Source organism: Pontimicrobium sp. MEBiC06410, assembly GCF_053601615.1.
In genome coordinates this window covers 108,060-120,178 of record NZ_JBSHNT010000140.1, presented here as the reverse complement: position 1 = coordinate 120,178, position 12,119 = coordinate 108,060, and the positions used below count along the sequence as shown (strand labels likewise).

12 protein-coding genes are annotated in these 12,119 nt (G+C 31.5%); 4 read left to right on the top strand and 8 right to left on the bottom strand.

The window, feature by feature from the left end; all coding sequences use genetic code 11:
- The 4 genes from ACVC08_RS04310 to ACVC08_RS04295 all read left to right on the top strand — a co-directional run bounded on the left by ACVC08_RS04310 (position 1) and on the right by ACVC08_RS04295 (position 2,371).
- The gene (locus ACVC08_RS04310) at positions 1-441 is read left to right on the top strand and encodes a hypothetical protein (RefSeq protein ID WP_452601119.1); all 441 of its coding nucleotides are present in this window, start codon (positions 1-3) and stop codon (positions 439-441) included.
- Positions 442-443: 2 nt separating this feature from the next.
- Positions 444-1,079 (top strand): ExbD/TolR family protein, encoded by a 636-nt coding sequence (locus ACVC08_RS04305; RefSeq protein WP_452601118.1) that lies wholly within the window; start codon positions 444-446, stop codon positions 1,077-1,079.
- A 19-nt stretch (positions 1,080-1,098) separates the two neighbouring features.
- Positions 1,099-1,584 (top strand): ExbD/TolR family protein, encoded by a 486-nt coding sequence (locus ACVC08_RS04300; protein WP_452599681.1) that lies wholly within the window; start codon positions 1,099-1,101, stop codon positions 1,582-1,584.
- A gap of 85 nt (positions 1,585-1,669) precedes the next feature.
- Positions 1,670-2,371: a porin family protein gene (locus tag ACVC08_RS04295; RefSeq protein WP_452601117.1), complete on the top strand. Its 702-nt coding sequence runs from the start codon at positions 1,670-1,672 to the stop codon at positions 2,369-2,371.
- A 26-nt stretch (positions 2,372-2,397) separates the two neighbouring features.
- Here the strand turns inward: ACVC08_RS04295 and ACVC08_RS04290 are convergent, their stop codons facing one another.
- The 8 genes from ACVC08_RS04290 to pyrH form a co-directional block, all read right to left on the bottom strand.
- Positions 2,398-3,009, bottom strand: a complete 612-nt coding sequence (locus tag ACVC08_RS04290; RefSeq protein ID WP_452599679.1) for a hypothetical protein — start codon at positions 3,007-3,009, stop codon at positions 2,398-2,400.
- Complete coding sequence (gene rpoN, locus ACVC08_RS04285) at positions 3,009-4,469, bottom strand: RNA polymerase factor sigma-54 (protein ID WP_452599678.1); 1,461 nt, start codon at positions 4,467-4,469, stop codon at positions 3,009-3,011. Before rpoN ends, ACVC08_RS04290 begins: the two co-directional genes overlap by 1 nt.
- Before the next feature lie 108 nt (positions 4,470-4,577).
- Positions 4,578-6,008: an asparagine--tRNA ligase gene (asnS, locus tag ACVC08_RS04280; RefSeq protein ID WP_452599677.1), complete on the bottom strand. Its 1,431-nt coding sequence runs from the start codon at positions 6,006-6,008 to the stop codon at positions 4,578-4,580.
- Positions 6,009-6,052: 44 nt separating this feature from the next.
- Positions 6,053-8,464 carry an efflux RND transporter permease subunit gene (locus ACVC08_RS04275; RefSeq protein ID WP_452599676.1) on the bottom strand — a complete coding sequence of 804 codons (2,412 nt, stop codon included), beginning with the start codon at positions 8,462-8,464 and terminating at the stop codon, positions 6,053-6,055.
- Between the two features lie 63 nt (positions 8,465-8,527).
- Positions 8,528-9,787 carry a DUF5686 family protein gene (locus ACVC08_RS04270; protein WP_452601116.1) on the bottom strand — a complete coding sequence of 420 codons (1,260 nt, stop codon included), beginning with the start codon at positions 9,785-9,787 and terminating at the stop codon, positions 8,528-8,530.
- 5 nt (positions 9,788-9,792) lie between these two features.
- Positions 9,793-10,533 (bottom strand): TlpA family protein disulfide reductase, encoded by a 741-nt coding sequence (locus tag ACVC08_RS04265; RefSeq protein ID WP_452601115.1) that lies wholly within the window; start codon positions 10,531-10,533, stop codon positions 9,793-9,795.
- A 70-nt stretch (positions 10,534-10,603) separates the two neighbouring features.
- On the bottom strand, positions 10,604-11,161 hold the full coding sequence (gene frr / locus ACVC08_RS04260) for a ribosome recycling factor (RefSeq protein WP_452601114.1): 558 nt from the start codon (positions 11,159-11,161) through the stop codon (positions 10,604-10,606).
- Positions 11,162-11,257: 96 nt separating this feature from the next.
- Positions 11,258-11,965: a UMP kinase gene (gene pyrH, locus ACVC08_RS04255; protein ID WP_452601113.1), complete on the bottom strand. Its 708-nt coding sequence runs from the start codon at positions 11,963-11,965 to the stop codon at positions 11,258-11,260.
- Between the last annotated feature and the right edge of the window lie 154 nt (positions 11,966-12,119).

Sequence of the window (12,119 nt, the reverse complement as noted above, 5' to 3'; positions counted from 1 at the left end):
ATGCAAAAGATTTTAAAAATAGTTCTTTTATTATTAGGATTAGCTTCTATATTTTTCCTTATCAGAATTGTTTCTGCAGGAGATGAAGCTATCGAAACTGCGGCTGCAGTTGGAGACACAGGGTTAGTTAACCCAATAATGTTTGTTGCTTACTTTGTATTAGCTGTAACGCTTTTACTTGTAGTGGTATTTGTATTAGTCAATTTATTTGCAAATACATCATCATTAAAAAAGACATTAATTAGCGTTGGTGCTTTCCTAGTGCTTGTAGTATTAAGTTATGCTATGGCAACAGGTATAGAAACACCAATGCAAGATGGAGAAATGCTTTCTGCATCTGGTTCTAAATGGGTTGGAGCAGGATTATATATGTTTTACTTTTTAGCTGTATTAGCTGGTGGAACAATGTTATTTACAGGAATTAAAAAAATGATTAAGTAATTATGGCAAAAAGATCAGCACCAGAAGTTAATGCAGGCTCTATGGCTGACATTGCCTTCTTACTACTAATATTCTTTTTAGTAACAACAGATATCGCTACAGACTCTGGTTTAAATAGAAAGTTACCACCTTGGGAACCGCCTACAGATATTGATGTGAAAATTAAGCAAAGGAATATCTTCCAAATAACGGTTAATAAGCACGATCAAATCCAAATTAAAACACGAGGAGATGATAAAGTTATCGAACTTAAAGAGCTTCGCGGACATGTTGTATCGTTTTTAGATAACGGTGGAGGACAAGGAGAAGATGCTTGTAGATACTGTAAAGGAGATAAGCATCCTGAATCTTCAGATAATTTTAATAAAGCGGTTGTGTCTTTAGGTAATGATAGATTGACGAAGTATGAAACTTATATTTCTGTGCAAAATGAAGTTATAGCAGCATATAATGAGTTAAGAAATCGCGAGTTCCAAAGAGAATATCCAAGCACGGGATTAAATTATGTACAGGCTAACGATATGTATCAAGATCCTCAGACCTCTCCAGAAGATAAAGAAGATTTAAAAGAGAAATTAGAGAAGATTAAGAAGATAATCCCTCAAATATTCTCTGAAGCAGAAACAAAGAAGGGTTAAATTAAATACACATAAAAGTATGTCTAAATTTAAAAAGAAAAAAGATGGAGGATTACCTCCAATTTCTACAGCATCTTTACCAGATATTGTGTTTATGTTATTATTCTTCTTTATGGTTGCCACTGTAATAAAAGAGGATAACTTAAAAATTGAAAATAAATTACCTTTTGCAGATCAAATTGAAAAACTAGATAAAAAGAAACCTATTAGTTATATCTATGCGGGAAAACCTAGTAAAAGATTTGAAAGCACAATGGGTACTGAAGCTAGAATTCAATTAAATGATAAATTTGCAAGTCCTAGTGATATTAAGGCTTTTGTTGCAGCAGAAAGAGCAGCTTTAAGAGAAGACCAAGTTAACAAATTAATTATGGCGCTTAAGGTAGATCAAGATGCAAACATGGGCTTAATAATGGATATTAAGAACGAGCTTAGAAAAGTAAATGCATTAAAAATTAACTACACCACTAAAAAAGGTGATGCAACTTCTAATGCAGAGAGATAGAAAATACTCTTAATTTTATATACAAGGCGTTTTGAATTTTTTCAAAGCGCCTTTTATTTTTACCTTTATCTTATAATTCTTACTTATGAAGTTTTTATTGCCTTTAGTTTTATGTTTTGTTGTAATATCTTCTACATTTAGTCAAACAGTAGAAGAGGAGTCCGTAGCTGTTGTTGATAGCTTATATAAAGAAGATCAGTTTTATATTGGTGTAACATACAATCTACTTGCATATAAGCCCAAAGGAAGCTCTCAAAATGGCTTTTCTAGCGGATTACATTTTGGATTTACAAAAGATATGCCTGTTAACAAACAAAGAAACATTGCTATTGGTGTTGGTTTAGGTTTGTCGTTTAATTCTTTCAATCAAAATATATTAATAAGTGAGGTGGATGGCAGTACTAGCTTTAGCATATTAAATGAAGCAGAAACCCCGTTTTCTAAAAATAAGTTTTCTATGCATTTAATAGAATTACCTATAGAGTTCCGTTGGCGAACCTCTACAGCCAAAGATTATAAATTTTGGCGTATTTATGCAGGTTTTAAATTAGGTTACAGCTTTGTAAATAGTTCTAAATTTGTAGGAAACACCACAAAAATTAAATTAAATAATATCGACAGATTTAATAGGTTTCAGTATGGTATAAGCTTAAGTGCAGGTTATAATACTTGGAATTTTTATGCCTATTATGCCTTAAATCCAATATTCGATAAAAATTCTAAAATAGATAATACTGTTATAGACGCAAAAGCTTTAAAAGTCGGTTTAATGTTTTATATTTTATAATGTAACTAATTATAAAAAAAAGCAACTTAGTTGGTGCCCCAATAATTTAATAGAATTAATTGTGGTATAAAACCAATACAAAAACCTATTATTAATTCTATACTAGTATGCGCTTTTAAATGTAATCTGGAAGTTGCAATTGCACCCGTAATTAATGCTATTAATGCGAGAGAACCATTAATATTTATACTAAAGTTTTTAGAAATCCCAAGAGCAAACATAAACACTCCAGCAATAGCAATCATGTGTATACTTGCTTTAAACTCTAATACAGCTAAAATAAGACAGCTAAGCGTAGAGATTAAAATACCAATAAAGAAATAATGAAGCTCTATAATTTGATTGGAAGGTAAAACTCTTTTAATAACTAGTAGTATAATTAGGGCATTAATAACTAGTGGGATAACACGTTCTTTTGTAGTTTTTAAATATATAGAGTGTGTTTTACCAAGTGTTTTTAATAAAAAATAAATAAGTATAGGTAATAAAATAGTAAGTATACTTATAGAGATTAATTTAGCTTGTATTAACTCGTTAGTGAAATGACGAGGAGATTTTGAAAAATAAAAGATTACACCTAATAAAGGCATTATTAAAGGGTGAAAAATAAAAGAAATACTCCTAAGTACTGAATTCATTATATTTTTTTACGTAATCGAGCAACCGGGATATCTAATTGTTCTCTGTATTTTGCCACAGTTCTACGAGCTATAGGATAACCTTTTTCTTTTAAAATTTTAGATAAAGCTTCGTCTGTTAAAGGTTTCTTCTTGTTCTCTTCTTGTATAACAGTTTCTAGAATTTTTTTAATTTCTCTTGTTGAAACTTCCTCTCCCTTGTCATTCGTCATAGATTCAGAAAAGAACTCCTTTATTAATTTAGTTCCATAAGGCGTGTCTACGTATTTACTATTAGCAACTCTAGATACGGTAGATACATCCATTTCAATTTCGTCTGCAATATCCTTTAAAATCATTGGGCGCAATTTGCGTTCATCACCAGTTAAAAAGTATTCTTTTTGGTAATGCATAATGGCACTCATGGTTACAAACAGCGTTTGTTGTCTTTGCTTAATGGCTTCTATAAACCATTTTGCTGCATCTAGTTTTTGTTTAATAAAGAGTACTGCATCTTTTTGAGATTTAGACTTATCCTTAGATTCTTTATAGCCTTTAAGCATGTTATTATACTCTCTAGACACATGTAGTTCTGGAGCGTTTCTACCATTGAGTGTCAATTCCAATTCGCCATTAACAATTTTTATAGCAAAATCAGGAACCACATGTTCTACTATTCTATTATTTCCTGAGTATGAACCGCCTGGTTTTGGGTTTAAACGCTCTACTTCGTGTATAGCATCTTTTAATTGCTCTTCAGTTATGTCAAACTTTTGAATTAATTTTTTATAGTGTTTTTTAGTAAACTGCTCAAAAGCTTTATTAATAATATCTGATGCTAATTCAACATCTGGAGTTTGTTCTTTTCTAGCTAATTGAATACTTAAACATTCTTGTAAATTACGAGCTCCTACACCAGCAGGGTCCAATTGATGGACTATATGAAGTACGTCTTCAATTTTATCTTCTGTAGTATATACGTTTTGTGTAAAAGCTAAATCATCCATAATATCGCTTAGCTCTCTACGTATATATCCACTTTCATCTACGCTACCTACTAAAAACTCAGCTATATCACGCTCTTCATCATTTAAACGATAGGTATTTAATTGAGATTTTAAATGTTGTGTAAAAGAAGTGCCAGAGGCATAAGGAATGCTTTTTTCGTCATCATCTGCACTGTAGTTATTTACACTAGTTCTATAATCTGGGATTTCGTCATCGCTTAAATAATCATCGATGTTAATATCCTCAGTATTTATAGAGTCGTTATCATCATACTCGTCTAAAGTATTATCAAAGTCATCATCAAATTCACTTTCTTTTTCTTCTTTACCGCTATCTAATGCTGGATTTTCTTCTAGTTCTTGCTTTAAACGTTGCTCAAATGCTTGTGTAGGCAACTGTATCAATTTCATTAATTGAATTTGTTGCGGAGACAATTTTTGGGATAATTTGAACTGTAAATATTGTTTAAGCATACTTCTTTTTAGGGTTTTTATAAAAATAAAAAAACAATCTAAATAATAGTATATAAATAGATTGTTTTTATAATTATATATGACATTTTTTAATGTCTGTATTTTTTATTAGAATTCTGCATTCTGTGGCGTTCTAGGGTAAGGTATTACATCACGTATGTTACTCATACCAGTTGTGAACATTACTAAACGCTCAAAACCTAATCCAAACCCAGAATGGACAGCAGTACCATACTTACGTAAATCTAAATACCACCATAGTTCTTCTTCTGGAATATCTAAAACGGCCATTTTTTCTTTTAAAACATCTAAACGTTCTTCACGTTGAGATCCTCCAACTATTTCTCCAATACCAGGGAATAAAATGTCCATTGCACGAACGGTTTTACCATCTTCATTTAAGCGCATATAGAAGGCCTTAATATTTGCAGGGTAATCAAATAAAATTACAGGGCATTTAAAATGCTTCTCAACTAAAAAACGCTCATGTTCAGATTGTAAATCTGCACCCCATTCGTTAATTAAGTAATTAAACTTCTTCTTTTTGTTTGGCTTACTGTTTCTTAAAATATCTATAGCTTCAGTATAACTAACACGCTTAAAGTTATTGTCGGTAACAAATTTTAATTTTTCAATTAAACTTAATTCACTACGTTGCGCTTGTGGTTTTGTTTTCTCTTCATCGGCTAATCGTTTATCTAGAAACTGTAAATCGTCCATGTTATGTTCTAGAACATAAGAAATAACAGATTTCATAAAATCTTCGGCTAAATCCATATTTCCAGCTAAGTCCATAAAGGCAACTTCGGGTTCAATCATCCAAAATTCAGATAAGTGACGTGACGTATTCGAGTTTTCTGCTCTAAACGTTGGTCCAAAAGTATAAACTTTACCTAAAGACATTGCATATGTTTCTGCTTCCAATTGTCCAGAAACAGTTAAGTTAGTGTCTTTTCCAAAAAAGTTTTGAGAATGATCTACTTCTCCAGTTTCTGTTAATGGCGGATTTTTTTGATCTAATGTGCTTACACGAAACATTTCTCCTGCACCTTCAGCATCACTTCCAGTAATGATTGGGGTATGCATGTAATAAAAGCCATTTTCATTAAAATACTTATGTACTGCAAATGATAATGCAGAACGTAAACGCATTACTGCACTAAAAGTATTGGTTCTAGTTCTTAAATGCGCATTCTCTCTTAAAAATTCAAAAGAGTGTTTTTTAGGTTGAATAGGGTAGCTGTCAGGATCTGAATCTCCTAAAATTTCAATAGAAGTAACTGCTATTTCAACGTTTTGCCCTTTTCCTTGACTTTCAATTAAATCTCCTTTTATATGAACGGCAGCTCCTGTTGTGATGCGTTTTAATAAGGCCTCGTCTGTGTTTTCAAAATCAACAACACACTGTATATTATTAATAGTAGACCCATCATTTAAAGCAATAAAACGATTTGCTCTAAACGTTCTTACCCATCCTTTAACTTCTACTTCCTGTAGCGTCGTCTGTTTTAATAATTGTGCAACTGTGCTCGGTGTCATTTTTATAAAATTATTTTAAATACAAATGTAATTTTTTATTGTAATTATTCCATGTTTTCTGGCTTGCTTTCCTCGTCGCTCTCTTCTGGAATAATATTTATTGTTGGTTTTTTTAATGTTTCTTTATTTGCAATACTCTTTTCTAAAGACAATAAAAGAGATGGTAACAGTAATAAATTAGATAACATTGCAAATAATAGTGTAGCAGAGACTAAGGCTCCCAAGGCAACTGTTCCACCAAAACTAGAAATGGTAAATACCGAAAACCCAAAGAATAATACAATAGAAGTATAAAACATACTTACTCCTGTTTCTCTTAGTGCTGCGTATACAGATTTTTTAATTCTCCAATTATTAGCTTGTAACTCTTGTCTGTATTTTGCTAAAAAGTGTATGGTGTCATCTACCGAAATACCAAAAGCAATACTAAATACCAATATAGTGGAAGGTTTTATAGGAACGCCCAAATAGCCCATTAACCCTGCCGTTACAACTAGTGGTAATAAATTAGGGATTAAAGACACTATAATCATCCTAAACGAACGGAACATGTAAGCCATAAATAATGAAATTAATAAAATGGCTAATGATAAAGAGATGGCTAAGTTTTTAACTAAGTAAGTGGTCCCTTTTTGAAATACTAGAGCTTTCCCCGTCATGGTTACGTTGTAACGTTCTTTAGGAAATACTTTATCAATTTTATTAAGAAGATCTTCTTGAATGCGTTTCATTTTATCTGTACCAATATCCTTCATAAACGTTGTAATACGGGCATATTGGCCAGTACTATCTACAAAATTATTAAGCATATTAATGTCTCCTGAAGCTGAGTTTTTAATATAAACAGAAAGAAATAGATTCTCTTGAGAGGTTGGTAACTGATAATATTTAGGATTACCATTTGAGTAAGCTTGTTTAGAGTATTTAACTAAGCTTACTACAGAAATTGGTTTAGATAATTCTGGAGTTTCTGTAATTAAATCTTCTAACTCATTCATGCGTTTAAGAGTTGCCAATTTCATGACTCCTTTTTTACGCTTTGTGTCTACCATAATTTCTAATGGCATAATGCCATTAAACTCATCTTCAAAGAATCTAATGTCCTGAAAAAACTCGGCCTTTTTAGGCATATCTTCTATAAGGCTTCCAGAGATTTTTATTTTATAAATACCAATAATACAAACAACTAAAAGTATTAAGGATGTTAGGTAAATTGCTATCCTTTTTTCTTTTACCATACGCTCCATCCAATTTACGAAACCTCCAATCCATCGTTTGTTTAAATGTTCTAAATGGCGGTCTTTTGGGTACGGTAAAAACGTATAAATTATTGGAATAATTAGAATACAAAGTATAAATATGGCAAGTATACTTAAAGACGCAACTACCCCAAATTCTTTTAATAATTTACTTTCTGTTATTATAAAAGTTGCGAAACCAGAGGCAGTAGTAACATTAGTCATTAACGTGGCATTACCAACCTTAGTAATTACACGTTGTAATGATTTAACCTTGTTACCATGCAATTTTACTTCGTGTTGGTATTTGTTAATTAAGAAAATACAGTTTGGTATACCTATAACAATAATTAATGGTGGTATTAGTGCGGTTAGTACAGTAATTTCGTATTTAAGAAGCCCTAATATACCAAGCGTCCACATTACCCCAATACATACAACAATAAGCGAAATAAATGTAGCGCGGAAGGATCTAAAAAATAAAAAGAAAATTAATGAAGTAACCAATAACGCTGCAATAACAAATATGTTTATTTCGTCTACTATGTTCTGCGAGTTAAGTGTTCTTATGTAAGGCATCCCAGAGACCCGGACATCTAAATCGTACTTAGCTTCAAAGGCATCTATATGCTTTATAAGTGTATTCATTACAAAATCCTTACGCTCAGGCTTATTAATGATATCTTTTTTTAGATATATAGCTGTACGAATGGTTTTTGTTTTTGTATTAAATAAAAAATTGTCATAGAAAGGGTATTTTTTAAATAACTCTTCCTGTAGTGTATCTATTTGAGCTAAAGAAGTAATTGAATCTTTTATAAAGGGCTCTAATTCAAATTTTTCGTCTTTAGTGTTCTTAACTAGTTTTTGTAAGTCTTTTATAGAAACTACTGTTTCTACTTCTGTTTCATTTCTAAACGTATCAGATAATGCGTTCCATGCGTTTAATTTTTCAACTGTAAATAAAGTAGAATCTTTAACTCCTAATACAATTAGGTTACCTTCTTCTCCAAAAATGTCTAGAAATTTATTGTACTCTTGATTTACTTCGTGGTCGTCTGGTAATAAATTAGCTTCTGTATACGTAAAACGCATGTACTTCCATTGCGTACTTAACAGAACAGTTGCAATAATGACACCTAATAAAATAAGAATTTTATTACGCAAGATAATTCTTGCTACAATGTCCCAAAATTGTGATTTTTTAATTTTTGACATAGAACCTTACAAACAAGGCGCAAAGGTATGGAAAACAGATAGATTTACTGTATAAAAATGAAATTATAATGTAATATTAAAAGTGAACTTAAAAGCAATGTTATCATCCGTTCTTGGCAAATGATAAGCCCCGTATCTATAAGAGAAACTTAAACCAAAACCGAAGAGCAATTTGTTTATTTCAAAGCCAGATTCTGTATACCCTTTATTAAGGGTGTTAAATGTTATATTTTGGTGTCTGTTCTTGTTAGTCATGTCACCAAATGCAAACCTTGAAATAAGCACTAATTGAGGATTAAAATTCTTTGAAATATGAAAAGGCTTTAAGTAATGTTTAAAAATTAAAGTTGCAAACCTATCAGAAAAGAATTCATTAAAATACATGGTTTCAAAACTGTTTATTCCAGCAACAGAAAACCGTTGCAAAATAGTTTCTTTAGTAATATTGTTTGGGTAGGCATGATATAAATGTGTTAGGGGCGCATCTCCTTGTGCTAAACCTGCAGAAAAAGTGGTTATTGAAAACGATTCTTTATTGTGGTTTACCTTATGAATAGTCCTAAAATCGAGTTTTGAAAAATTAAAGTCGGCATTAAGAATATCTTTAAAACTTTTGGTATACTGTAATGTGAATTTAGGATAGCCTTCCTTTATTATTTTTTTACTTTCAGTATCGTATTCATCACGAGGATTCCATTGTAAAGCTATTTTAGCTGTAGTGGTTTCGTAAGACCCAAATGATTCTCCATTTAATAAATAATTGTAATCGTATGTTGGACGAATATTACTTGTTGCAAATTCTACCTCAGATAGTAACTTAGGATTAATTTCGTGTTCCAAAGCTACCTTTGTAGTAATATGTTTATGAAAAAGATCGATGTTTAATAATCGTGGTTCAAAAAAAGAAAAGAAACGCTTATCTGTTAAAAATTTTGAGCTTCCTGTTTCTTGCAAATCATCTGTATATGCTACGTTTATCCATGTTTTAGTCTCAGGAGCAATTCTAAACCCACCACCAATACTATATTTTATTTTTTTATCTACAAAGCCATAAACGACATAGCTGTTTATTCTATATTTTTCTGAAAAACCATCGTTAGTTACACCACCTAATCCAGTTCTAAAACCCTCGTACTGATTAAATTTCACCAAATATCTTAAATCGAAGTTTAAGACTTTTGTTGGAAAATAGCCATTGCCCAGTTGTTTTATAAAGGTGTTTTTTTTAATTGAATCTTGAGTAGCAATACTGTCGTTTTGAACTTGTGCTTGAGCAGCAAGTACAATAAGTAGTAAGAAGACAAGAAGTCCACGTTTTATCATATAAATTAGTCTAATAGCGATTTAATAGATTGCGTTAATACAGATTCAATATTTGTTCTGTAACCTAATTCTTTAAGTACAATCTCTCCTTTTTGGTTAATTACAATGTTTGTTGGGTAGCTTTGTACGCCATACATTGTAATGATATCATTTGCGTTAGGGGCTATTTTATAATCAAATTTATGTTCTTTTAAAAACTGTTTAACGGGGTCTTTTTTATTAAAAGTTATGGCAATAAACACTACAGCTTCACTTTTAAATGTATCAACAACATTATTTAAACTTGGTATTTCCATAACACATGGGCCACACTTAGTGAACCAAAAATTTAAGACAACTACTTTTCCTTTAAGGTTTGATAATTTAGTCGTATTACCCTCTATATCGCTTACAATAAAGTCTAATGCTTTTTCTCCTGTTTCAAAATAAGCTTCTGGGCTTTTTTCTATTCGTGTAGAAGTGCTATTAGTTTGTTTAAAAATAATCGATTTTAGTTGTCCTTGCGTATTAGCATAAAATAGAGGCGTATAATTGGGGTTGGCCATAAGCTCCATTTGTGCTTTTGGTAGAATTTCTCCACGCTCGGAAAACAACAATACATCTGGTGTAACTTTTATTTGCATTGTTTTTATTTCATCGTTAGATAATAAGTGTTGATCACTGGGGATAAACTTATAATCTTGAGCCTTACAAAACGTTATTTGTAAGGTTATTAGAAGAAAAATAAAAGGTTTTAGAAACTGCATAGTATTATATCTTCACCAAAAGTATTAAAATAGGCGCTAAAAAAAGCGACTATTATGTCGCTTTTAACTTTTATACTTTCATTATCTCATTTTCTTTAGTAGAGAATATCTCATCAATTTTCTTTACAAAAGTGTCGGTGAGATTCTGGATATCTTGTTCTGCACTTTTTTGTACATCTTCAGAGGCATCTTCGGTTTTTTTAATATCGTTGTTTGCTTCTTTACGCGCATTTCTTATACCAACTTTTGCGTGTTCGGCTTCTGCTTTTGCTTGTTTTGCTAATTCGCGTCTACGTTCTTCTGTTAAAGCTGGGACATTTATAATTATGGTTTCTCCATTATTCATAGGGTTAAAACCTAGATTAGCATAAGCAATACCACGCTCTATTTCCTGTAGCATATTTTTTTCCCAAGGTTGTACCGTAATCGTTCTACCATCTGGAGTATTAACATTTGCTACTTGACTTAAAGGTGTTTGCGAACCATAATAATCTACCATAACACTACCTAACATGGCCGGTGTTGCTTTACCTGCACGGATGTTTAAAAATTGCTTTTCTAAATGCTTTATAGCATTATCCATTGCTTCTTTCGCAGAGTCTATTATAAATGTTATATTTTCGTTCATTACTAAGTATTTTATTTATTTAGTGCTCAATCCAAAAACTGAGCCAAAATTTATACGTTGTTTTATTTTTAATTGTATGTATAAAAATACAATTTATTATAAACTAACTTGAGTTCCAATATTTTCACCTAAAACAACCTTCATTAAATTGCCTCTTGTGTTCATGTCGAATACAATTATTGGTAATTCGTTTTCTTGACTTAAAGTAAATGCAGTTGTGTCCATTACTTTTAAACCTTGACGCAATACATCATCAAAAGTAATATGGTCAAATTTAATAGCTTTACTATCTTTCTCTGGGTCTGCATTATAAATGCCATCTACACGTGTTCCTTTTAAAATAACATCGGCTTCAATTTCAATAGCTCTAAGTACAGCAGCAGAATCTGTAGTAAAATAAGGATTACCAGTTCCTCCTCCAAAAATAACAACACGCCCTTTTCTCAAGTGGCTCATTGCTTTTCTGCGTATAAATGGTTCTGCTACTTCGTTAATTTTTATAGCAGTTTGTAAGCGTGTTTTAACTCCTGCATCTTCTAAAGCACTTTGTAAGGCTAAGCCATTAATAACTGTAGCCAACATTCCCATGTGGTCTCCCTGTACACGATCCATGCCATTACTGGCTCCAGCAACTCCTCTAAAAATGTTACCGCCCCCTATAACTATAGCAACTTCTATTCCTTTATCGGTTACTGCTTTTATATCTTCTGCATATTCGGCTAAACGTTGTGGGTCTATACCGTATTGACGATTTCCCATTAAGGCCTCGCCAGATAATTTTAATAGTATTCTTTTGTATTGCACAGTCTAATGTTTGATGTAATTTTCGTTTTGGCGAAAATAAGAGTTTGGCAAATATAATCAATATAGCCGATTGTTAAAAAAAGAATTGAAACATATAAGACTTAGTTTATATATAGAAATTAGATAAATAATAATGGTTGTAAAATTATAAAGG